Raw genomic sequence first — 24,326 nt, 5'->3', positions numbered from 1 at the left:
GTTAACTCCCTGTTAATACTTCTTGTTCAACACCTGTGACAATACTGACTTGGCCCATATCATTACGACCGAAACTAGCGTCGGTAGAGATCTCCACTCGCCTACAACTAATTAAATTAGCACCACTTGCCGCCGAACTTCTTTGGCAAGCAACATCACCATCAGACATAGGCTCTAAGGTGCTAGATACATTAAATGTATCGTCAGCTATGATTTGAGATGTAACAATGTTTGCTAGGGTAGTTCCAGCGCTTGTCGCTAACACTTTGTCCAGTGCACCATGGGCTTCAACCATCGCTTCCACCCTTTCAGAACCCGCTCCAGCCATTCTTATAGATTGATTTGAGTTTATTGCTAAAGCCACACCTATTATTGTCATAATAAGTAAAATGATGAGCGAGAAAAAAAGCACGACTCCCTTTTGTTTTTTCATATTCATTCATTAATTCCTACATCAGAATTGGATTTTCAAGCACTACTGTCGTCATCACAACCTTACGCCTAAATCCATCACCGTTAGCTACTATCTGCTTGTCACCCAGCATATAAGTTGTGTTGTTGGTATAACTGTTATCTTCTTCAAGAGAGCGAACTAATACATAAATACGCAGGGCCACTAAACGTTGTAATCCGGTGTTATCCCACATAAGACTTGTAGTGTTTGCCGCTGGCATAAAGCTATTCGCGCTCTTATCACCGTTACTATCAAAGCCATACATAACCCTAATATTTTCTATTCCTTCAACGAGATGTTCGTAGCTACTTCCTGACTTCATTCCACCTTTGCCTAACACTCTACGCATAAGTACAGGTACGTCATTATCAGTTTGTATGAAATACACATGATGCTGTAACTCCCAAATTCGAGAGTTGGTTAGTGGCGGAACAGCTTGTTCTCCAGCAAAAATAACGGCCTGGCTAGACGTTGTAGCCATATAATAGCGATTTGAATTCAGTGCAGTTGGCGCTATAGAAGGTCCTATTAACCGCTTAACTTGCAGTACGTCAGTATCGGCCGACACATCAGAAAGACATGTCATCCCCCCGCCTCCAACGCTATGTTCATAACCCCAAATCCGTCTAAAATGGGCAGCCTGATTATTAGGAAAGCTCGCATTATTGGCACCAGCCCCTATACAATCATTAGCAGCAGCAATAGCAGGGGCGTTAATTGTTGTATTCACTCCCAATACAAAGTTAGTACCAGTCATATCCCCCATAAAACCTAACTGACTCACATCTCTTTCAATCAAGGCGAGTGCTATCCGACCATTTTCTTGCAGTTGATTAAACTGACTCGTCGTTGTCACGTTCTTAGATGACATTGCGAACATTGAAAAAACACCAAGTGTTAAAAATAAACTGACGATCATTGCAACCATCAGTTCAACAAGTGAAAAGCCAAGCTGCGTATGACTTAATTTATTTTTCGTATTCATAAGATTAAAGAATTACCGTATTAATGAAGTAAACCCGGCGTCGATTATCGTTTTTGTTACCGCCACAACTACGGACAAAGGCAGGTTGATTCCCCCCCTTCAAGACTTTATTCATTCCACGCCAACTAAGTACAACCGTAACCTCGCCACTCGCCTTTGCATCGATACAAGCTGTGGCGTTATCCAAGCCACCAACATTCTTCCCTGCAACCAATTCAGACGAACCTACAATTTGTTGGTCCCACTGATAGAGATCCCATAATCGAGTCTCGAATGTATTGCAAGTTTCAACAGGTTCGCCAGCTGCAACATCACATGATTTTCCTGAATGAGATAATGCTCCATTGTAGCTTCCGCTATACGAGGTAAGTTGTGAGCGGTTTAACTTGATACGACTAACGATGTCATTAGCGAGGTATGCAGCTTGTGTCTGCTGAAAGGACTCGAAACTGCTACGTTTAGAGATGACGTGAAGGTTGAAAACACCAACCAAGCCAACAGTTAAAATAACCAAAGCGACGAGCACTTCGATTAATGAAAGTCCTTTCTCTCTGGTCTCCATTCCGTCAAACCCTCTTCGTTCGCCATATTATTGACACTGCTATTATTCTTTTACCTTTATAAATCGGTAACTTGCGACAACATAAAAGATACAGACTAATAACAGACTAGTCGAGCGCGGTTTTAGCTTGTCAAGTCCTTCTCACCTATTAATATGCCTTATGTAGCTGAATTTAATTCAAAAAAAAAGAAGCCTAAGCCACTTTTTTTTTATTTCACTTTGTGTATTAGTGCTTAAATTTTCACCAATGAGCTACGAGTAACGCAAAATCCTTACTCTAATCGTGCTTTCAACGTCTATTGAAGCACTTGGTGGCATCTGTATATTTACTCCAACAGCTGCTAACCAACACTTTTAGGCCTATGTCCGATAGTCACTTCAACTCGCTCTAAACCATTAACCATGTGGCTGAAGAGCATAAATTGCGGAAATATAACTCAAACGTTCGCTCAACAATGCTAATTGAGCGAGAGACTTCGGTATAAAAACAAGTGGGTTTACCAGGGAGGTCTTCATAATTACAGTATCTGTAGGGCTTTAAGTTCAAAGAGAAGCACCAGTCCGACTTGCGTGTGATTAAGAGCTATAGTGACTGAATCACTAATTCAATCTTTATTTATGGCAGGAAATTGGCAATGAACTTAGCGCCACAATAAAACGCTATATGGCCTTATCATAAGCAAGTATGCGACGTTCGCACTGCCGTTAGGTAACTCGTTGAGGCGCGGCGCTTCCGCCACTCATGGCGCTTTAAGTTATTTTCCTTTACAGTCAGACCTTTTAAAAATTTCTACAAACCAATATATCTGCAGAAAAGACATGATCGTTGTAATATACTGCAGGAGTTATTAGGCAAAGGACACCGCCATGAGAGACTATAAAAAAACAATACGCGCCTTCACTCTTGTTGAGCTAATGGTAACTTTAGCTGTCGCAACAATATTGATTACCATTGCTGTGCCCTCTTTTACTTCAATGTACGAAGCATCTCGCAGTGACTCTGCAATTCGAAATATCCAACAGTCTCTAACTGTCGCTCGAAGTCATGCAGTTAGCTATGGCGCTATCGTGACTGTTTGTCCGTTATCAGGTACAAGTTGTGGCACTGATTGGCAAAATGGCTACAGCATCTTTATTGATAACGGCACCATAGGGACGCTCGACAGTACTGATGGAGTAACAGATCAGGTCATTCGTGAAGTCGATGCATTTAACTCAAATGACTTTGTTAGCTATGCGTTAAGCTCGATTAGTTTCAGTCCAGAAGGAATGCTAACGGGGATCTCATCAGGCGCTAACAGGCAAATTGTATATTGCCCTTCGAGTAAGACGAACGAGCACTCAAAAGCCATCGATATCATTTCATCAGGCAAAGTACGAACCTCTACAGCTACTGGACTAAGCTGCAGTTAAATAAAAAACCACCAATTATTGGTGGTTTTTTATTTAAGCTTTCAGCATTTATCTTGGCTTAATCTCATCTAAAGCTCTAGCCTTAGCATTTTTAAATGGTTCATCTAATGGAGCGCACTCGATAACATCTTTAATATAGGCACGGACATGACGGTTTTTTGTATAGACTTGCATTGCAACAAGTTTATTTTGAAGCTTTTGTACGCCATCAACCTGCCAATGAAAAAACTCAATCCTATGATCTGCCGTTGTTTCGACATAACACTTATAGTCTTGTTTTTTAACTTCAGACTCAACAGCTTGCACGCTAGAAACTAAAACCAACGCTAATAATAAAGTCCACTTCATTACCAGCATGCCTTAGGAGATTTAGCCCCAGTTTCAGTGATTGTGATTGTCGCGCATTCGCTATCTCTTTTTGCTTGCCCAGCCATGGCTGTAGCTATAAGAGTAAAACTGCCTGTGCCAATAGTACTACTGAGGCTGTAATCACCACTTTCACTGACAAACGGACTCTTATTAAAACCTAGCTTAGTCATGTCTTTGGTGTAATTTTCATTATCTAAATAAAACTGCTCTTGCCTATTTGCCGCCTCAACAAGTAACGATAAACCATCAGCTCTAACACCTTTTGCCACATACTCAACATATGATGGGTAAGCTATGGATGCCAATATGCCAATAATCGCCACAGTGATCATTAATTCAATTAAGGTAAAACCTTTACTTTTCAACATCTACCTAACCTACTAGTTTGCGTGATAATAAATTCGATTAACCCCTAACGCACCGCCAACACACTTATTGTCTCCCGGTGCACAAGGCGGTGGTGGAGGGCAATCAATGCTGCCAGCAGGGCAATCAACAGGTTCCATTTTATCTCCTGCTGCGCCGATACCAATTAGGTACATATAGCTGTCATCTGAACCATTTGGCGGCACAACGAGCTGTGGGGTATCGGGTACTCTTTCACCCATTTCTAAGTATTCATGAGTATAAGAGCGAGTACCTCGATGCAAATCAAAACCATATAATCTTCCCATCCCCGAAACTAAGCATTGATTAGCATCTGAGGCTTGGCCAGGTACGTATGAAGTAAAGAACACCCGTCCTTCAATAATCGTTGCTGCAGCTAAACTCTTTTCCCCCTCAGCACCGAAGTTATAGTACCAGCCTAACGTTGTGCCAAACTCGATATTATCAGCATCCGTTACAGGTGAACCGGAAGTCACGTCATAAAGATTATTAAATGTGATTGGGTCTGGGATAGTACTATCTCCAGAACCAGTAAACGAGCGAGTAACAACATTGCGATCTTGCAAGGTAAAGAAGTAATCACTTCGTTTAACATCAAGTGGATGTGGGCGATGACCCGAACCTATTACCACAGCATCATAAGGAACACTTTGATAAGTTGTCGTGCTTGTTGTTTGCCCGCCAACGGTGATATCCACTTCAGCAATATTGGTAAATACGGTTTGGGCTACAGCTGGCTCAACAAAAAAGCGTCTATCACTAGTAACTGAGTTGCCACCTAAATCAGCAAATTTAAATGCTGTCCAAGGACGAGTTCTGTCTTTAGGGTTGGCACTAGGTAGGTCTATTCGCCAAACATTTGCACCTGTATCGGATGCGTAAATGCGATCAGTTAATTTGTCGCCATTACTATCTAATAGGGCTACAGCATTTGGGATACTGTCTTTTATCCCTGGCATTTGAGTAACATTACTGCCATTGTTTGGACCAAACGAATGCACTAAAGCACCAGTTTCAGCATCTAATATAAACACTCCTCGACCTTGTGAGTCATCCGTTCCAACGGCTGCGCTATCTTTAGTTGACGGAGAGTAACCAGCACCAAAAATCAATACTGGCTTTGCTTTTGAGTAATCAGTATTACCTGTTGGCCAGCCCGGTATATAAGTCACTACAGGTTCGGCCCAGGTTTGCCCAAGCTCCGCCATCCCAGGATCATCAGCACTGACTTTCCACATCATTTTAGGACTATCTGGGTCTGAGATATCTAACGCATAATAGGATTTACCACCGCGTCTCATTCCTGCAAATAGCCATGCTTTTTCAACTTCACCAGAGCTTTTTGTTTGCACAAATGTCACGGGGGGAGTATCAAAGCCATACACCGAATGCAGGCCTGTTGGCACATTAGCCTTAAGCTCCCTGATATTGGGTAACAACTCATAAGGCATAAATGACCAAGTTTCTGAAACTGTGTTACCTTCGTCTCTAAACATGTGTAAGAAACCATGGTTAGTCCCTAACACAATCCGAATATCAGGATTGCCTTCTGTACCGAAGTTAATCGCTACCGGTCTAGAGTGTAGTGGATCTCCAAACACATCCCCTCGAACATCTGAGGTTGAATTATCGTTGTCATCATCATCAACGTCCTCCCCTTTTATCCAATCAAAATAATCATTAATTTGCGAGGGACTAATCCCCATGTAAGCAGCTAATGCCGATGCACTTCCCGCTTTTATCACCGCTTTATTACGGCTAAATTCAGACAGGCCCCCCTTGTTACCAAAGTCACCATAAATTGTTCGGTCATTAATACTTGTGGTTTGCAGCTCATGTAGCACACCTCCAGTAAGAACATCGTTGCCATCTCCACCACCACTGGCTGCAGAGCAAACTGAATTAGGCGTCCAATATGAACATGCGGAGTCTTTTAAATTTCCATCATCACCGATAGCGTTAGCACCATTCTTATCAACAATGTCACCATTACCTTGCACTTTAAACTTCTTAACATTACCCACCCAGCGTGCGCCTTTATTGGGCAAAAACATTGCATAATAAACCGAGTCAAAGGTTTGAGTTCTATCAAAGTTATTACTAGCAATTGAGGGTGAAGTAAAACTTGCATTTACCTCTAAGATATCTGAGAAAACTTCTTGTAATGCCGATTGTAATTCTGTGGCATCTTTAGCCGCGAAGTATTTACCGCCCCCTAGATTTGCCGTTTTGATTAATATGGGGGCTGCACTACTGGCACCTTCACTAAATCCAATGGTAAATGTTGTAACGTTCTGCTCGCCATCAATAGAAGAATTAACATCTTTACGATTCATCACACTCGCTAACGCGGGCATGTAACTACCGCGTTCACGATCATCTGGACGATAGCCATCTAATTGTCCTATGTCATAGTTTGCGTCACTATCACTGTTAGGTTCGCCGTCGGTAATATAAACAACATAAGCATTATTAGAGCATCTCATCGTATTAAAAGGCGAAATGTAAGATCCATCTTTTTCTATTGTTGTATCTCTCTCTGGCAAATAGCCATCTGCTTGTAAACCATATCTGACAGATTTACCTGCAAAGTAAAGATAAGACTCATATAAGGTTTCACATAATGGTGTCCATGTATCGGGTCCAAGCTCATTAATGGTGTCAATTAAAGATACTTTTTCCCCCGTATTTAGGCGTTTAATCCCCGAGAGCACCCTTCCACCATTCTGACTACTATTGTAATTGCCATTGAACACCGCCAAACCAAAATCAACCCCAGGTGTCGCGACAACCGTGTCTTCTATCACTCGTTTTGCAATATCTAAGCGATACTTCCAAACTTCATTCTTAGGCGAGTGATACCAATTTACATAGCGCTCGGTATATAAAGAAACAGACTTTCCTGTACCAAATTCAGTCAGTGTAGCCGTTTCAACAGCAGCATCGATATCTGAAGCTTCAGCACCTTCATTTATATAGGTATAAAGCACTGGGCTATCTTTTGAGCCTAAACTATCAACAGGAAAACCAAAACCTATGCCTGTTGCATTGCCAAAATTAAGATTATTCTTATCTTCAAAATCTTCAAAACAGTCAAGTGTGCTAACATTATTACCTAATATATCGGGTAGCTCAGACCACTCACCATTTTCACCAGTAAAGCTATATTGGCGGATAAACCCCGTAAACATGCCATAGTCAGCTAAATACTCTTTAGAGGATGCACATCCATTAACTGCACCTTGAAAGTAATTAGTACTTGTTGGCTTAGGAACCCCAACTCCGCCCTTGCTGTAAAATATTTTAGTGCCATCATCAACTGTCTCACCTCGATCATACAATTCATCAGTCCACTCCCAGGTTGTCATACTGCTGGAGTTATCAAAGATGATCAGTACTTGAGGTCGAGAGCCTGAGCGAGCTGATGACTCAAATACATAAAGTTCAGTATCATCGCTAAAACTCATTCCTGAGAAAACTGTCAGCGCCACCGTAAGCGAGATGGTAATTGACTTAAGACATTTATTAATTTTCATTACTAATTTCCTGAGTTAGCTAGAACTTCTTGTTCTATTCCTGCTACTAGAGTTAAACGCCCCATATTACTTCGGCCATATGTTGACTGACTCGATACTTCGATTGGAACACAATCAATTACACTCGCCTGACTAGCATGAACTTTTCGTGCACAATCAATATCACCATCTGACAATGCTATAAATGAGCTAGTAACATTGAAACTAGGATCTTTAACCGGGTTCATCGCATTAACGTTGGCAAAATTGCGGCCTGCATTATTAACAATAACCCTGTCTTGAGCCCCTTTTGCCTCAGACTTTGCTAACACCCGCTCAGAGCCTGCTCCAGCCATACGGATCGACTGAGTGGAATTTACCGCCAATGCCACGCCTATCACCGTCATAATCAACAGTACAATTAGTGCAAAAAATAACACTACCCCTTTCTGCTTTTGCATGATTAGCTTCCTACTAATATTGGGTTTTCTAGTACAATTGTTGTCGATAACACTCGACGCCTAAAGCCATCATTTGCTGCGGCGATACTCTTATCACCAAGTTCATAAGTCTGCGTATCTGTATAGCTATTATCTTCTTCTACCGTTCGGATCAGCAGGTATAATCTGAGTGCAACTAATCGTTGGTTTGGCATCCCGTCCCACATGGGGGAGGTCACATTTGCGGCAGGCATAAAGCTGTCGGCACTATTGTCACCGTTAATATCAAAACCATACATCACCCTAAAGTTTTCGACGCCTTCAACGAGCTCTTCAACCGAGTTAGCGCTACTCATACCGCCGACGCCAAGTACTCGCCTCATTAAAACAGGCACACCATTACTCATTTCGATAAAGTAGATATGATGTTGATACTCCCAGAAGCGTCCGTTATCTATAGTCGGTGGGGTTTGATTTCCAGCAAATATTATTGCCTGATTGTTACTGGTCCCCATGTAATAACGGTTGTTGTTAAATGAAGTGGTAGCAGGGCCGACTAGCCTTTTTATTTGCAACACATCAGTATTGGCAACGACACTTGCCAAACATGCAATGGACTCCGCGCCAACTCCACTTTCGTATCCCCAAAGCTTTCTAAAATTTGTAGATGTACCACTTGCAGGCAAACTCGCATTGTTAGGCCCCCCACCAATACAATCACTGCCTGCTGGAATCGCGGCAGCTAGAATAGAGGTGTTAACGCCCACATTCAGATCTGTGCCAGTCAAATCAGCCATAAAACTAACTTGGCTAACATCACGCTCAACTAATGCCAGTGCAATACGGCCATTTTCTTGTAATTGGTTAAATTGACTCGTGGTAGTGACATTAGAAGAAGACATGGAGAACATTGAGAGTAAACCAGCAGTTAAAAACAAGCTGATCACCATAGCCACCATTAGCTCTACAAGTGAGAAGCCTAAAGGTTTTACTAGATAAAAAGTATTCTGTCTCATAGGATCACCGTTTCTAGTAAGTAGACACGGCGGCGATTACTTTCCATGCCGCAACCTTTTACAAAACTAGTCCTATTTGCCGCACCATCACTAGTTTCCTGAATGCCTCGCCAAGTAATGGCTATGGCAACATCGCCATTTGCCTTCGCTTCAATGCAGCCAGTGGCATCATCCAAGCCATCCATGAGTAATTTCCATTGATAGATATCCCAGGCTAACGTTTCTGAGTTTGAACAAGTCACATTAGCGTTCACTGCAACGTCACAAGACTTTCCAGGTTTATTCAAGGTTCCTGTATATTCACCACTATAAGCCACCTTTTGCGTTTGATTTAAGCGAAGCCGATTAACAATATCGTTTGCAGAATATGCCGCTAAGGTTTGCTGGAAGGACTCGAAACTACCACGCTTAGAAACCACGTGGAGATTGAACACACCAATCAAGCCAACGGTTAAAATAACCAAAGCAACTAATACTTCGATTAATGAAAGTCCGTTCTCTCTGATTTGCATCCCGTCAATCCCCCTGAATTGATCATTTTATTGACACCTAGATTGTTGTTTTAACGTTTAAAATTGATGTTTTGTGAAAAAATCACAGCATATAGATCAATACCACTTTAGTCGAATGTTGAATAGATGTACTTAAAGAAATATCATGTTAAACAGTGGTTTTGATTGAATTTAGAGCAAAAAAAAGAGGCCTAAGCCTCTTTTAAAATTTGTCACAATACGTATCAAGATTTTGTCGTATTTTCTCAGCGAAGTTCTGCTGGAACCGCGAAAACGGTATCCTCTAGTTGCCCTTCGACTTCTGTTATAACACTAGGTGCCATATTGGCAATCGCATCGACAACTTGTTTAACCAAGACCTCTGGAGCCGAGGCACCTGCAGTTACCGCTACACGTTGCACACCATTAAACCAAGTCGCATCGACATCATCAGCATTGTCTACTAAGAATGCCTGCGTGCCCTTTTTCTCTGCTAACTCGCGCAAACGATTGGAGTTAGAACTGTTCTTAGAACCAACCACAATAAACAGTTCCACTTCTTCAGCGACATTGCGTACCGCGTCTTGGCGATTTTGCGTCGCGTAGCAGATATCATCTTTACGTGGCCCTTCAATTGAGGGGTACTTCTTCTGTAAAGACGCGATCACATCCGCGGTATCGTCCATTGATAAGGTTGTTTGAGTTACGAAACAAAGGTTATCTGGATCTTTAACTACAAGTCTCGCTACGTCTTCAGGGGATTCAACTAAATGCACGCCACCTGAAGAGTTATCGTATTGACCCATAGTACCTTCAACTTCAGGGTGCCCTGCATGACCAATTAAAATGCACTCAATACCTTTACGGCTTGCACGAGCAACTTGTAGGTGCACCTTAGTGACAAGTGGACAAGTCGCATCAAATACCTTAAGGCCACGTTTCTTCGCTTCCGCTCGCACCGCCTGCGACACACCATGAGCACTAAAGATAACGATGCTATTGTCTGGTACTTGATCCAGCTCTTCGACAAACACGGCGCCACGATCTTTTAAGTTCTGCACCACATAACGGTTATGAACCACTTCGTGGCGAACATAAATTGGTGGAGAAAACAGCTCTAATGCTCGCTCAACAATGCTAATAGCACGATCGACACCAGCACAAAAACCACGAGGGTTTGCTAGAAGAATATTCATAATTACAGTACCTGCACCACTTCAAGCTCAAAGGTTAGCACTTGACCTGCTAGTGGATGGTTCAGATCTATGGTGACTGAATCAGCGACCACATCTCTCACCATGCCTGGAATTTCACTGCCACCAGGGCCTGCAAAACTCACTATCACACCAGATTCCAGTTTCATGTCAGCAGGAAAACGGCTCCTGTCCATATGATGAACAGCGTCGGGATTTGATTCACCAAAAGTATCGGCTGGCTGCAGTGTAAAGTTGTGCTTGTCACCTTGTTTCAGGTTAACAATTTCAGCTTCAAACGCCGGACTCAAACTCTCATCGCCCACGTTGAATCTTGCAGGTTTTCCACTTGAGCGAGTGCTCTCTGCAGTTGAACCATCTTCAAGAACGATATTCATATGACATAAAACTGAATGCATTTCTGACACTTAAGTTACTCCTTTATACCATCTGCTTTTTTATCATCTTTGCCCGCAACAAATGAGTCCAAAATGATAAGCGCTGCACCGACACAAATCGCTGAATCAGCGATATTAAATGCAGGGAAATGGCTAGTATTCCAATAGAAATCTAAAAAGTCGACAACATATCCATGCTGTAAACGGTCGATAAGGTTACCTAGTGCACCGCCAATAACTAAAGTATAAGCCAGATTTAAGCGCCACATTTTACTTGGTTGCTGACGCAGCCAAACCGATAACAATACGCTAAAGCCAACAGCAACAAAGGTAAACAACCAGCGTTGCCAGCCACCTGCGTCACTTAAAAAGCTAAAGGCCGCGCCGTAGTTACGTACATAGGTAAAGTTAAAAACAGGTAATAACTGAATCGACTCATATAAATCAAAGTTTGATAATACCCATTGCTTGGATACCTGGTCGGCAAGAAATACCAACACAACTACCCAATACCAACGCAGGCCACTGTCTTTCCAGTTAGTTGGCATTAAATGTTCCTTTTCCATAGATAGCATCAACTCGTATAATTTAAGGTTTTGATAAACAATACAAAATTAACTGATAAAAAAACAACGGCCCTATAAAAGAGCCGTTGCTATCATTTATTAAGCAAACTGACGGGTTTCGCCATCGCCTTCAATGTTTGTTACGCAGCGAGTACATAGTGTTGGATGCTCGGCAACTGCGCCAACATCTTCTCTATGGTGCCAGCAGCGTTCACACTTCTCAGCTTCAGATTTCTTAAGGCTTAACTTCAATGAAGCAAGCTCTGTCTCAATAGCATCAGCTGGAGCTTGTGCTAAAGCAACCACTTCAGTCTTTGATGTTAGCAACACGAAACGTAGCTCATCACCAAGATTTTCAAGAGCGACTTGAAGCGCTTCATCTGCGAACAAGGTCACTTCAGCTTCTAGTGAACCACCTACTTGCTTCTCACGGCGTGCGTTTTCAATGACTTTGTTAACTTCTGCGCGAACTGCAAGTAACTGATCCCAGTACTCATCGCTTAGGTCAGATTCAAGTGTCACTGACTTAAGGCCTTCGTACCACGTTTCAGTAAATACGTATTCACCGCGCTCACCAGGAAGCAGCTTCCAGATCTCATCAGCTGTAAAGCTTAGAATTGGCGCAATCCAGCGAACCATAGCTTCAGAGATAAGATACAGTGCAGACTGACAGCTACGACGAGCATTGCTATCTTCTTTGGCAGTGTACTGTCTGTCTTTAATGATATCTAAGTAGAAGCTACCTAGCTCAACAGAGCAGAACTGCATTAACTTTTGCGTTACTAAGTGGAAGTTGTACTGGTCGTACGCTTCTAATAGCTCTTCCTGCAATGCTGCTGCGCGGCGAACAACCCAACGGTCCAATGCAACCATGTCTTCAACTGCAACCATATCGCTTTCAGGGTTAAAGCCATTGATGTTAGCCAATAGGAATCGAGCCGTGTTACGGATACGGCGATATGCGTCAGCGCTACGGTTTAGGATTTGATCAGAAACTGTCATCTCACCACTGTAGTCTGTTGCTGCAACCCATAAACGTAGAATATCTGCACCTAGTTTATTGGTGACGTGCTGCGGAGCAATTACGTTACCCACAGACTTAGACATTTTACGGCCTTGACCATCAACGGTGAAACCGTGAGTCAATACTTGCTTATAAGGTGCTTTACCATTCATCGCAGTTGAGATCATTAACGATGACATAAACCAACCACGGTGTTGATCGCTACCTTCAAGGTACAGATCAATTGGGTGGCCGTTAAATTCTGGGCGCGCTGCAACTACTGACGAGAAAGTAGAACCTGAGTCATACCAAACGTCTAATGTGTCAGTTACTTTGCGGTACTGGTCAGCTTCATCACCTAATAGCTCAGATGCGTCTAGATCCCACCAAGCTTGAATGCCTTGTTGTTCGATACGAGCAGCTACGCGCTCCATCAAAGACACGCTGTCTGGGTGTAGCTCTTCTGTTTCACGGTGTACAAACAAGGTGATAGGTACGCCCCAAGTACGTTGACGTGAAATACACCAATCAGGACGGTTCTCAACCATCTTCTCGATGCGGCTTTGGCCCCAGTCAGGGATCCACTGAGTTTGTTCTATTTCACCAAGAGCTTGCTTGCGTAAACCTTTTTGATCCATAGAGATGAACCACTGCGGCGTTGCACGGAAGATAATGGGTGTTTTGTGGCGCCAGCAATGTGGGTAGCTGTGCTTAATCTGTACATGATTAAGTAGTGCGCCTTTCTCTTCTAATAGCTCAACAACATTCTTGTTAGCTTTAAATACATGCAAACCTGCGAAGATTTCTGTATCCGCTTTATAAACGCCGTTATCACCAACAGGGTTAGCCACTTCTAGGCCGTACTTTTGACCAACCACGAAATCGTCTTGACCGTGACCAGGAGCGGTATGTACCACACCAGTACCAGAGTCAACTGTTACGTGATCGCCTAAAATAACCGGTACATCAAAGTCATAGAATGGGTGGTTAAAACGTAATAGTTCTAAATCGCTACCCGCAGCAGTACCAAGTACTGTGTGTGACTCGGCGCCAAAACGCTCAACACATGATTCATACAGGTCAGTGGCTAATACTAATGCTTGCGCTTGGCCATCTTTAACCATCTCAACTAAGGTGTACTCAACATTAGCCCCCACTGCTAGCGCGCGGTTAGCAGGTAGAGTCCATGGTGTTGTGGTCCAAATAACCATTGAGATGTTGTGTGCGTAATCGCTTAGACCAAACTTTGCTAGTAAAGCAGGCTTATCAACAACAGAGAAAGCAACATCGATTGCTGGAGACATCTTATCTTCATATTCAACTTCAGCTTCAGCCAAAGCAGAACCACAATCTGTACACCAATGCACTGGCTTAACACCTTTGTGCAGATGGCCGCTGTCGATCACTTTAGACAGTGAACGCACAATATTAGCTTCGGTGCTGTAATCCATGGTTAGGTATGGGTTTTGCCAATCAGCAAACACACCCAAACGGATAAAGTCTTCACGCTGACCATCAACTTGCTTAGCCGCATACTCACGACACTTTTGACGGAACTCTGCCGCAGTAACCTTATGGCCCGGCTTACCGACTTTTTGCTCAACTTTTAATTCAATTGGCAGACCGTGACAATCCCAACCAGGAATGTATGGCGCGTCAAAACCAGACATGGTCTTTGACTTAATAATAATATCTTTAAGAATTTTGTTTACTGAGTGGCCAATATGAATATCACCGTTCGCATATGGAGGACCATCATGCAAAATAAACGGTTTAGCATCTTTACGGCTTGCACGGATCTGTTGGTACAGTCCGTTTTCGGTCCAAGATTTTAACATCTCTGGCTCACGATTAGCCAAATTACCACGCATCGGAAACTCTGTTTCCGGCAAATTCAAAGTAGATTTATAGTCGCTCATTGATCCTTTACCGTTTTGTTCGCTAAGCTGTTCAGCCTGCATCGCTACCAAGTAGGGCTTTCGCTCTGTTGGCATCATCTTTAATTTGTTTTTTCAGCGCATCTAACGATCCAAATGGCTGCTCGTCTCTAATCTTTGCCACTAACTCCACTTCAACAGTTTTACCATAAAGGTCACCGTCAAAATCAAACAAGTGGACTTCTAACTGACAGACTTGACCATTAACCGTAGGTCTAAAACCAACGTTAGCCACGCCTTCATATATATCGCTGTTATCCCAATATAGCTTGACCGCAAATACACCGCGAACCGGTGTCACTTTACGCTTTAAAGCAATATTAGCAGTAGGAAAACCAATCGTTCGACCAATTTTCTCACCATGAGCAACCTTGCCACTTAAGGTGAAAGGGTGCCCTAATAATCGTCTTGCTTGCTCTAGGTTGCCCTTAGCAAGTAACTGGCGGATTTCTGTGGAGCTGACGCGTTTATCGCCCAAAATAAAGCTTTGGGTACTCACCACGGCAAAACCGAACTTCTCACCAGCTTTGCGTAACATATCAAAATTACCTTGGCGCTGTTTACCAAAGCAAAAATCGTCACCAACAACTAAGTACTTAACACCTAGGGCTTTAACGAGTAGCTGCTCGATAAAATCTTCGGCACTATAACTGGAAAACTTATTATTAAAGTTTACACACAATAGGCGATCGATCTTTAACTCATCAAGCAAGACTATCTTGTCTCGCAACAAACTTAAACGAGCCGGTGCATTTTCACCTTGAAATAACTCTCGCGGTTGTGGCTCAAAGGTCATCACTGCAGCAGGCAAGCCTAGGTGCTCTGCTTTCTTGACTAACCGATTTATCACTTCCGCATGACCACGGTGAACACCATCAAAGTTGCCTATACTTAATACGCAACCTCGATGTTTCGGCAAAATATTATGAATACCGCGGATTAATTCCATTATCTTACACGACACATGAGAGTAAATGGGCGGATTATATACCAGCTAGCCTTTATAATCAGCACTCAAACTGCAGCTTTCATCTTCCAAGGACGAATTCCGAGGCAAACTAGGCAAATAAAGTAAGCGACTGCTGCAAATACAATCAACTTAGCCAAGGTATAACTACGTTCGACAAAGGATAAGTCGAGCCATTGCGGTGTTGTCGGTTCAAATTGGAACAATACCAGTAACATCACACCCGCCGCTATTGCCGATTTACTCAAAAACATCAGGGTAGCCTTGTTGACTCGATAGACATTTGCCTTATGCAGCCCACGATATAATAGACCCGCATTAAGGAATGCCGACATAGACGTAGCAATGGCAAGACCCACATAACCGAATGGGATGGCAAAGATCAGGTTAAACACCATATTACTGACCATAGCGATAATGCCGTAGCGGACAGGCGTTCTGGTATCTTGTCTGGAGTAATAACCTGGGGCTAAAATTTTAATCAACATAAAGCTGAGTAGACCACTACCATAAGCCATCAAACTATATGATGCCATTTCAACATCGTTATAACTGAATGCGCCACGCATAAATAGCACCATCAACATCGGCTTAGCCAACATAATAAGGCCACACATTGCAGGTAGACCTAGCAAAATTATGGCTTTGACTCCCCAATCCATAGTTTTGGCAAACTCACGACTTTCCGCATTGACATGACGCTTAGATAACGCAGGTAAAATAACCGTTGCGATAGCAATACCAAACAAACCGAGTGGGAACTCAAGTAATCGGTCTGAGTAATAGAGCCAACTGATTGACCCAGTCACCAAGAAACTAGCAATAAAAGTGTCGAGTAGCAGGTTTATTTGTGAAACTGACACACCGAACAGTGCCGGGATCATTAAGGTACGAATTTTCGTTACGCCAGGATGATTCCACCCCCAACTTGGCTTGACCATCGCCTTTTCTTTTATCAAGAAAGGAATTTGAAATAAGAACTGAATCAACCCACCTAAAAACACACCACATGCTAAGCCTATTTCAGGCTTGCTCAAATTTGGCGCTAGATAAATCGCAGCCGCGATAATGGCAATATTTAAAAACACTGGGGTAAAGGCTGAAACAGCAAAACGACCGCGAGTGTTTAAAATTGAGCCAGCTAATGCCGTGAAGGTGATAAACCAGAGGTAAGGAAAAGTGATCTTCAACATCAAGGAAGCCAGCTCAAACTTTTCCCCATTAGGCTCGTCATTAACCCAAGCTAAAAACCAACCACCGCCAAACAGCGCTGTTAACACCGGTGAAGCTATTACCCCGACTAAGGTCACAATAGTAACAAGTATACCTAGAGTACCTGCGACTTTAGAGATCAGCTCCCTAACTTCTTCACTAGTATTTTTTTCTTGATACTCAGTTAAAACGGGAACAAATGCTTGTGCAAAAGCGCCCTCAGCAAATAGACGCCTTAAAAAGTTGGGGATTTTATTGGCGAAGAAAAATACGTCCGCACTGCTCCCGGCTCCCATAAGATTAGCTATAACAACATCTCGAACTAAACCTAAAACACGGGAAATCAACGTCATAGCACTTACAATAAGTCCTGACTTTACTAACTTCTTGCTCAAAACGCCCCCTGCTCCGAAATAGAGCTAAATTACTTTAGGCAATATCACGTAAAAATTGGTATTGCCTCTATTGTCTCATGGTAATACCTGCTAGAATTGGGCCACATATTACACGAGTTAGGTTGAAGATAGCCAAGCTGGTTGGATTATTTTGAGTTAATCAGATTGATTCGATCATTGCCATTGACAAAGTGGCAAAAATAGGGCATATTCCTCGACCTTAAAAATACCAAACCCAGTTTTAGGAGTTGCACCTTGGCTAATAGCAAGTCTGCAAAGAAGCGCGCGCTTCAATCTGAAAAGCGTCGCCAACACAACGCTAGCCGTAGCTCAATGTTACGTACTTACGTTAAAAAAGTAATTGCTGCAATCAATGCAGGTGACCACGCGACAGCTACTGCTGCTTTCGCTGTAGCACAACCAATTGTTGACCGTATGGCGACTAAAGGTCTTATTCACAAGAATAAGGCTGCTCGTTATAAGTCACGCTTGAACGCTAAAATCAAAGCTCTAGCAGCTTAATTTTAGTTTTAAAGCAAATGATAAAAACCGGCCTTGGCCGGTTTTTTTATATCTAATTTTCGCTACTACAGTAGCATAGATAATAAAGGCTCCAATATAAGCCAAACAAGTAACAATGCTCAGCTTGAGTGCGATAAACCCCTTCAAACTCCCTTCAAGCAAATCCAATCCAGCCCAAACACCTCTAAATCATCCAAAGCCTTTAGATCTATAGTTTCAAAATCAGTAGATAAAAAAATAGAGAGGCAAGCCTCTCTATATTTCATCTACTCTACTGACAGCTTTCAGGCTGAAACAAGTTCTTAGCAAATAAACCACCTCCGCTAAAAACTGAACCTAGCTTTAATTAAGCTACCGTCTTTAAGCTATCGCAATAGATGTTGTTCAGTAATTTAATGATCTCAGCAACTTCATCACTCTTTAACGAATAATAAACCGTTTGAGCTTCCTTGCGTGTTTCGACTAAATTATCTTTACGTAACCAAGCTAAATGCTGGGACAGAGCTGATTGGCTTAAACCCAATTTCTTGTTCATTTCACCAACGCACATCTCGCCTTCATTAAGAAGGTAACACAAGATAAATAAACGACGTTCATTGGCTAAAGCTTTCAACAATACAACGGCATGGTCTGCTCGTTGCTGCATTAGTTCTATATTCATTACGAGCCATTTCTCCTAAAACAAACCGACGCCCTAATATAGCGTTGCCTTACAGATATAGTCGGGAGGTAAAGCACACTTTTTACTAGATTGTTTTTAAAAGTGAGATATAAGTAATAAATTCAGAGAAAACTCATAATAAACATCTATCTCAACCCGCCCTTAGGGTCAGTTTGTCGCTGCTTAAAGACCAATAAAAGTAACCATGCGGACTATAGAGGCGCCCTTGTTCAGAGAAATGGGTTAGAAAAAGCCCTTAGCTTCGCTTTTAGTGACGAACAAGTTGAATCCTAATCTTCTAAATTTCTCTAAACAGTGTAAATATCGCTTTAAAAGACTAACAGGATAAAACCAGTATCTAGCATCAAATAAGGTGGTAATAGCCCTCAGCAGAGCCTCAGCTTCTTTCTGAAGCGCAATTAGCATTCAGGTATAAAGGTTTATGTCAGCTTAGAAAACAGAAAAGCAGCCTGAGGGCTGCTTTTAAATAATGTCTATGCATGCAACTGGAGACTATTGCTCTTCACGCAAAAAGACTGGTGCGTTTACTGTCGAATCTTTATCACTGTAGTAGTAACCAGCTGTATCGAACTTAATTAACGCCTCTAATGAGTCAACATTATTATCCAGAATATAACGTACCATCATGCCACGAGCTTTTTTGGCAAAGAAACTAATCACTTTGTACTGACCATTTTTGCAATCTTTGAACACTGGAGTAATCAAGCCTGCGTTTAGTTTTTTAGGCTTAACCGCTTTAAAGTATTCATTTGACGCTAGGTTAACAATAAATTCACTACCCTGCTCTGCCGTCGTTTGGTTTATCTCATCAGTGATGATGTCGCCCCAGAATTGGTAGAGGTTGGTCCCTCGTTCATTGGCCAAGCGAGTACCCATCTCCAAACGATACGGCTGCATTAAGTCTAGAGGTTTTAGCAAACCGTATAACCCTGACAGGATCCTCAACTGCTGCTGAGCCTTATCTAAGCTCTGAGGGGAAAGTGTATCTGCATCCAACCCAGTATATACATCACCACGAAAAGCAAATACCGCTTGCTTAGCGTTCGCTGGTGTGAAGTCTTTTTGCCATGAGCTAAACCTTGCTACGTTTAAGCCTGCAATTTTATCGCTCACCTTCATCAGTGTTGCCACATCTGCTGGTGTTAGCTTGCGGCAAACCTCAATCAGCTGTTCACTTTGTTCGAGTAGCGTAGGCATTGAATAGTTTTCGCTGCCTGGAGGATTGTCAAAATCGAGTGTTTTGGCTGGAGAGACTAAGATCAGCATGCAAAAGTCCTTAAAAGATAAATTCTTAAACTGGGACAATCATACTGAACTAAAACAAAAAAACCACGCTTTAACAGCGTGGTTTTTTAGATTGTACTGATAAAGCTTATAGATTAAGCACGAGTCGTATCTGCTTCAGCCTGAGCTTCGGCCTTAGCCTGTGCCTTAGCTTCTTCTTCAACAGTTTTACTCGTCCAGATCCCGCCTTCTAAGTTAGAAAGCTCTGGGAACTTACTCGCATCGAAAGTTGGCGTTTCGCCGCTCTTTAATTGTTGGCGATAATCATTAATCACTCGAACAGCTAAACCAGACAATAACAGTAAAGCGATAATATTAACGGTAGCCATTAAGCCCATCGACACATCGGCTAAGTTCCACACTAGGCCAATCTTAGCTACAGCACCAAACATCACCATACCTAAAACACATATTCTAAAGATAGGTAGTGCTTTCTTACTGTTACCCGATAAGAAAATCACATTGGTTTCAGCGTATGAGTAGTTTGCAATAATGGAAGTAAAGCAGAATAACAAAATTGCTAATGCAACGAATCCGCCGCCCCATGGGCCAACATGCTGAGTCAGTGCCTCGATAGTTAGCTTAATACCATCGCCATCAGAGCCCAAGTCGCCCGCTAACAAAATAATAGCCGCTGTTGCAGTACAGATAACGATAGTATCAACAAACACTCCCATCATCTGTACAAAGCCTTGCGAAGCTGGGTGATTAGGATTTGGAGATGCACTTGCTGCGACGTTTGCCGCGCTCCCCATACCCGCTTCGTTAGAGAATAGTCCGCGCGCAATCCCCGCCTGCATAGCCTGAGCGATAGTATAAGCCACACCACCAGCAACGGCTTCTTGTAGACCGAATGCACTCTTAATCACCAACATAAATACGTCTGGAAGCTTCTCGAAGTTCATTGCAACAACAACAAAAGCAATCAAGATATAGGCTACAGCCATAATCGGAACAACAATTTCCGATACCTTCGCCACTTTCTTCAAGCCCCCCATAATCACGAAGGCACTAGCGATCACAATCCCGATGCCGACATAAGTCGCATCCAAGTTAAAGACCTGTGTCATTGCACCTGTAATGGTGTTGGCTTGAACAGCATTAAATACCAGACCGAAAGCGATAATCAGGAAGATTGAGAATAAGATCCCCATCCAACGTTGACCAAGGCCTTTTTCCATATAATAGGAAGGACCGCCACGGAATTGGCCGTCTTGATCGCGCACTTTATAAACCTGTGCCAATGTTGACTCTACCATTGCGGTAGCCATACCTAGTATGGCAATAAGCCACATCCAAAATACAGCACCTGGGCCTGCCGCCGTAATCGCAACAGCTACACCAGCCATATTACCAGCGCCTACACGAGCTGCCATGCTGGTACAGAAAACCTGGAAAGATGAAAGGCCTTGTCGACCTCCGCCTTGTCTACTTTTAAGCATAATTTCGCCAGAATGCTTAAAATGAGTAAGCTGAATAAATGCCAGTCGAACTGTAAAATACAGTCCGGCGCCGACCAGACCATATACTAATAGCTTTCCCCAAAGTAACGCATTGAGAAAGTTAATCGTTGTTTCTATCATATTATTTCAATCCCCATGACAAACCCCAATCAAGCCAGTCCCAGCCCTCGATGGTGTCTATCCTGTATTAAACCTTCCTAAGTATTTAAATAACAGCAGATTTTATTTTCAAATTGTCTTAAACGTGAAAAAACTACATCACGCCTGCTGTATTCCGCGCAGCAAAATAGCATAGCATTGCTTCAACCCCGAGCGATATAGATCACAGTTCAGCACTTACCTGACATCTGCATCACAGACCAACACAAACACCTCGACCCAAAATAACCAAATTAACACAACATTCACATGCAAATGACTATACTTTTTGTACAAATTGCTTTCAATAAATCGGAGCTAGGCCACGTTTTTGTAATAAAATTACAAATATAGTGACTATTATGAAATTTGTTTAACTTTATGATTACGTAAATGGGGATATTTATGGCACATCAGCAAGAAATTGTCGCACTAAAGAAGTTTGTTCGAGCAACTAACTTTCTAGCGACATCACAAATTTACTTAAAGAAAAACGTGCTGCATAAACGCGCACTCGAACATACCGATATCAAGCCTAGACTACTTGGCCACTGGGGAACATGTCCAGGTATCAACTTTGTTTATGCTAACGTCAATAGACTTATCACAAAGCACAACCGCTCCTTCGTTTACTTGGTTGGCCCAGGCCATGGTTTCCCTGCCGTTCAAGCAAACCTGTTTATGGAAGGCTCCTTGAGCCATTTCTACCCAGACACCATTCCATATAATGAAGACGGTATTACCGATATTTGCCAGAAGTTCTCAGCGGCCTATGGCTATCCTTCTCATGCAAACCCTGAAGCTCCTGGTCAAATTCTAGAGGGAGGGGAATTAGGTTATTCGCTCTCTGTTGCTTGGGGCGCCGTGTTAGATAATCCCGATCTTATCGCTGCCTGTTTAATTGGTGACGGCGAATCTGAAACAGGGCCGCTAGCAGCATCTTGGTACGCTAACCGCCTTGTTTCACCAAAGAACAATGGTGCAGTACTACCTATCGTACATATTAATGGCTATAAGATCTCTGGCCCAACTCGTATGGGTCGTATGAGCCATGAAGAACTCGATCTTGAGTTTAGAGGCTTAGGCTATTACCCAATTATTGTGGATGATCAGCTCGAAGAAGACGTCTACGTACAAATGGCTGCGGCCATGGATAAGTCATATGAAATGATCAATGACATCCAGACCCGAGCTCGTGCAGGCGAAGACATTGTTAAACCACGCTGGCCAGTGATTTTGATGCGTACGGCAAAAGGCTGGACTGGTACTGCTGAGTTTAATGGCAAGAAATTAGAAGGTAACTGTGAATCCCACCAAGTTATCGTTAATAAGTGTGCCAGTGATAAAGGTCACCTAGATGCGCTTAATACTTGGTTAGCCAGCTATAAGTTCAGCGAGCTATATAGTATCAACGATAAAGGTGAGTTGATCTTCGATGAAGACATTCAGTCTCTTCTACCACCTAAAGAACTCACTTGTGGCCGCCAACATTTAAGTTACGGTGGTGAAGTGGTTAGAGCTTTAGCCAACCCCGATCTTGAAAAGCTTGCCTACGGCCCTGAAACTCCACGCGGTCATCGTGGCTTATCTATGTTTAAGATGGGTGAATGGATGCGTGATGCATTCAAGCTCAACCGCGACCAACGCAATCTACGTATTTTCTGCCCAGATGAAACCTATTCAAACCAACTACAAGCTGTGTTTGAAGAAACAAGCCGAGCATGGCAGTGGCCTATCGAAAGCTGGGATGAAGACATGTCCCGTGATGGCCGAGTCATCGAGCTACTATCTGAAAATCTACTGTTCGGTATGCTACATGGCTACACAGTAACGGGACGCCATGCGATGTTCCCAACTTATGAGGCCTTCTCACAAGTTGTCTCATCAATGGCCGACCAATACTGTAAATACGTTTACGCTAGCCAAGGAGTTCACTTCCGTAAACCGGTACCAGCTTGCAACGTAGTATTGTCATCGCTACTTGAGCGTCAAGATCACAACGGTTACTCACATCAAAATCCATCCTTCCTCGGTGCGATGCTAGAGAAACACCCTAAGATCATTTCAGCTTATTTACCCGCTGATGGTAACAGCACATTGGTTTATACCGAGCGCGCCTATGCCGACCGTGACAAGTTAAACATCTTAGTTGCTGGTAAGAAAGATCTGCCACAATGGCTAACGCTCGATGAAGCCCGCACACAAGCTAAAGACGGAGTCATGGTTTGGGATTTTGCTTCAGATGAAAATCCAGATGTAGTGCTTGTCGGTTGTGGTGACTACGTCACGCAAGAAGCAATGGCTGCATTGGTACTCATTCGTGAGCTCTTACCACGAGTTAGAATTCGTTTCGTGAGCGTTACAGAGCTAACAAGTAGTGGCCTCGGTAGCTTAGAGTTCCAAAGTAAACCTTGGTTAATGGATGAAGTCTTTACCGCTGATAAAGGCGTGGTATTTAACTACCACGGCTATCCAAACACTATTAAGAAACTTGTGTTTGACTATAAAGGCAGTAAGCGCTTCAGAATCAAAGGTTATGAAGAGGAAGGTTCAACGACAACACCATTTGATATGGGCGTACGTAACGGTACTTCACGTTATCACTTGGTTATTGACATGGCTTACAAGCTATTCCAGCAGAGCGTTATTGATGAAACTCAGCATGTAGCTATCACCACAGACATGCTGCAGCGCTTAGTCGACCACAGAAATTACATCAAAGCTAACGGGGTTGACCCTGAAAGCATTGAGAACTGGGTCTGGACCCGATAATAGCCTCATTTGGAAGCTTATTTCACTGTTAATTTTAGGGCGCTTTTTAAAGCGCCCTTTTTTGCAACTTGAATTATCCATAAAAATTAACAATCGAAGTGGAAAATATTACATTTACAGCAGATAATAGTGTCAGCTAGCTAAAACATAAAGGGAGCTCCG

21 protein-coding genes are annotated in these 24,326 nt (G+C 42.8%); 3 read left to right on the top strand and 18 right to left on the bottom strand.

Features of this window, described 5'->3' with window-relative positions; translation table 11 throughout:
• Nucleotide 1: 1 nt before the first annotated feature.
• From K5Q73_RS05260 to pilV (K5Q73_RS05250), 3 genes are read right to left on the bottom strand one after another with little or no spacing between them, the layout of a single operon-like run.
• Complete coding sequence (locus K5Q73_RS05260; RefSeq protein WP_220759913.1) at nucleotides 2-433, bottom strand: pilus assembly protein PilX; 432 nt, start codon at nucleotides 431-433, stop codon at nucleotides 2-4.
• A gap of 16 nt (nucleotides 434-449) precedes the next feature.
• Nucleotides 450-1,439: a PilW family protein gene (locus K5Q73_RS05255; protein ID WP_220759717.1), complete on the bottom strand. Its 990-nt coding sequence runs from the start codon at nucleotides 1,437-1,439 to the stop codon at nucleotides 450-452.
• Between the two features lie 4 nt (nucleotides 1,440-1,443).
• Complete coding sequence (pilV, locus tag K5Q73_RS05250; protein WP_220759714.1) at nucleotides 1,444-2,001, bottom strand: type IV pilus modification protein PilV; 558 nt, start codon at nucleotides 1,999-2,001, stop codon at nucleotides 1,444-1,446.
• An 867-nt stretch (nucleotides 2,002-2,868) separates the two neighbouring features.
• Between pilV (K5Q73_RS05250) and K5Q73_RS05245 the strand changes: the two genes are divergently transcribed.
• Complete coding sequence (locus K5Q73_RS05245) at nucleotides 2,869-3,414, top strand: GspH/FimT family pseudopilin (protein ID WP_220759712.1); 546 nt, start codon at nucleotides 2,869-2,871, stop codon at nucleotides 3,412-3,414.
• 48 nt (nucleotides 3,415-3,462) lie between these two features.
• On the opposite strand, the gene K5Q73_RS05240 is transcribed toward K5Q73_RS05245, so the two are convergent.
• The 12 genes from K5Q73_RS05240 to murJ form a co-directional block, all read right to left on the bottom strand.
• On the bottom strand, nucleotides 3,463-3,762 hold the full coding sequence (locus K5Q73_RS05240) for a TapY2 family type IVa secretion system protein (protein WP_220759710.1): 300 nt from the start codon (nucleotides 3,760-3,762) through the stop codon (nucleotides 3,463-3,465).
• Nucleotides 3,762-4,151: a type IV pilin protein gene (locus K5Q73_RS05235; protein ID WP_220759708.1), complete on the bottom strand. Its 390-nt coding sequence runs from the start codon at nucleotides 4,149-4,151 to the stop codon at nucleotides 3,762-3,764. The genes K5Q73_RS05240 and K5Q73_RS05235 overlap by 1 nt, the downstream gene beginning before the upstream one ends.
• A 12-nt stretch (nucleotides 4,152-4,163) precedes the next feature.
• Nucleotides 4,164-7,706: a pilus assembly protein gene (locus K5Q73_RS05230; protein WP_220759707.1), complete on the bottom strand. Its 3,543-nt coding sequence runs from the start codon at nucleotides 7,704-7,706 to the stop codon at nucleotides 4,164-4,166.
• Nucleotides 7,707-7,708: 2 nt separating this feature from the next.
• The gene (locus tag K5Q73_RS05225) at nucleotides 7,709-8,146 is read right to left on the bottom strand and encodes a PilX N-terminal domain-containing pilus assembly protein (RefSeq protein ID WP_220759705.1); all 438 of its coding nucleotides are present in this window, start codon (nucleotides 8,144-8,146) and stop codon (nucleotides 7,709-7,711) included.
• A 2-nt stretch (nucleotides 8,147-8,148) separates the two neighbouring features.
• On the bottom strand, nucleotides 8,149-9,141 hold the full coding sequence (locus K5Q73_RS05220) for a PilW family protein (RefSeq protein ID WP_220759703.1): 993 nt from the start codon (nucleotides 9,139-9,141) through the stop codon (nucleotides 8,149-8,151).
• Nucleotides 9,138-9,653, bottom strand: coding sequence for a type IV pilus modification protein PilV (gene pilV / locus K5Q73_RS05215; RefSeq protein WP_220759701.1), 516 nt, complete (start codon nucleotides 9,651-9,653; stop codon nucleotides 9,138-9,140). Before pilV (K5Q73_RS05215) ends, K5Q73_RS05220 begins: the two co-directional genes overlap by 4 nt.
• A 245-nt stretch (nucleotides 9,654-9,898) precedes the next feature.
• On the bottom strand, nucleotides 9,899-10,828 hold the full coding sequence (gene ispH / locus K5Q73_RS05210; RefSeq protein WP_220759699.1) for a 4-hydroxy-3-methylbut-2-enyl diphosphate reductase: 930 nt from the start codon (nucleotides 10,826-10,828) through the stop codon (nucleotides 9,899-9,901).
• 2 nt (nucleotides 10,829-10,830) lie between these two features.
• Entirely contained in the window at nucleotides 10,831-11,244 is a 414-nt protein-coding gene (fkpB, locus tag K5Q73_RS05205; protein ID WP_374706813.1) for an FKBP-type peptidyl-prolyl cis-trans isomerase, read from the bottom strand.
• A 14-nt stretch (nucleotides 11,245-11,258) separates the two neighbouring features.
• The gene (lspA, locus tag K5Q73_RS05200; protein ID WP_220759695.1) at nucleotides 11,259-11,771 is read right to left on the bottom strand and encodes a signal peptidase II; all 513 of its coding nucleotides are present in this window, start codon (nucleotides 11,769-11,771) and stop codon (nucleotides 11,259-11,261) included.
• A gap of 117 nt (nucleotides 11,772-11,888) precedes the next feature.
• Nucleotides 11,889-14,711 carry an isoleucine--tRNA ligase gene (gene ileS, locus K5Q73_RS05195; RefSeq protein WP_220759693.1) on the bottom strand — a complete coding sequence of 941 codons (2,823 nt, stop codon included), beginning with the start codon at nucleotides 14,709-14,711 and terminating at the stop codon, nucleotides 11,889-11,891.
• A gap of 31 nt (nucleotides 14,712-14,742) precedes the next feature.
• The gene (gene ribF, locus K5Q73_RS05190) at nucleotides 14,743-15,678 is read right to left on the bottom strand and encodes a bifunctional riboflavin kinase/FAD synthetase (protein ID WP_220759692.1); all 936 of its coding nucleotides are present in this window, start codon (nucleotides 15,676-15,678) and stop codon (nucleotides 14,743-14,745) included.
• 65 nt (nucleotides 15,679-15,743) lie between these two features.
• Nucleotides 15,744-17,303 carry a murein biosynthesis integral membrane protein MurJ gene (murJ, locus tag K5Q73_RS05185; RefSeq protein ID WP_220759690.1) on the bottom strand — a complete coding sequence of 520 codons (1,560 nt, stop codon included), beginning with the start codon at nucleotides 17,301-17,303 and terminating at the stop codon, nucleotides 15,744-15,746.
• Nucleotides 17,304-17,558: 255 nt separating this feature from the next.
• Here murJ and rpsT point away from each other — a divergent pair, with 255 nt between their 5' ends.
• On the top strand, nucleotides 17,559-17,825 hold the full coding sequence (gene rpsT / locus K5Q73_RS05180) for a 30S ribosomal protein S20 (RefSeq protein ID WP_220759688.1): 267 nt from the start codon (nucleotides 17,559-17,561) through the stop codon (nucleotides 17,823-17,825).
• Nucleotides 17,826-18,171: 346 nt separating this feature from the next.
• Here the strand turns inward: rpsT and K5Q73_RS05175 are convergent, their stop codons facing one another.
• From K5Q73_RS05175 to K5Q73_RS05165, 3 genes are all read right to left on the bottom strand, one after another.
• Nucleotides 18,172-18,486 carry a metalloregulator ArsR/SmtB family transcription factor gene (locus tag K5Q73_RS05175; RefSeq protein WP_202720391.1) on the bottom strand — a complete coding sequence of 105 codons (315 nt, stop codon included), beginning with the start codon at nucleotides 18,484-18,486 and terminating at the stop codon, nucleotides 18,172-18,174.
• A 513-nt stretch (nucleotides 18,487-18,999) separates the two neighbouring features.
• Complete coding sequence (yaaA, locus tag K5Q73_RS05170) at nucleotides 19,000-19,773, bottom strand: peroxide stress protein YaaA (RefSeq protein WP_220759686.1); 774 nt, start codon at nucleotides 19,771-19,773, stop codon at nucleotides 19,000-19,002.
• 113 nt (nucleotides 19,774-19,886) lie between these two features.
• Entirely contained in the window at nucleotides 19,887-21,374 is a 1,488-nt protein-coding gene (locus K5Q73_RS05165) for a sodium:alanine symporter family protein (RefSeq protein ID WP_220759684.1), read from the bottom strand.
• A 423-nt stretch (nucleotides 21,375-21,797) separates the two neighbouring features.
• Between K5Q73_RS05165 and K5Q73_RS05160 the strand changes: the two genes are divergently transcribed.
• Entirely contained in the window at nucleotides 21,798-24,164 is a 2,367-nt protein-coding gene (locus K5Q73_RS05160) for a phosphoketolase family protein (RefSeq protein ID WP_220759682.1), read from the top strand.
• The last annotated feature ends 162 nt before the right edge of the window (nucleotides 24,165-24,326 follow it).

Source organism: Shewanella sp. MBTL60-112-B2, assembly GCF_019655055.1.
Taxonomy (GTDB): Bacteria; Pseudomonadota; Gammaproteobacteria; order Enterobacterales; family Shewanellaceae; genus Shewanella.
The sequence above is the reverse complement of the archived record's forward strand: the minus strand, read 5'-3'. Positions and strand labels throughout refer to the sequence as shown.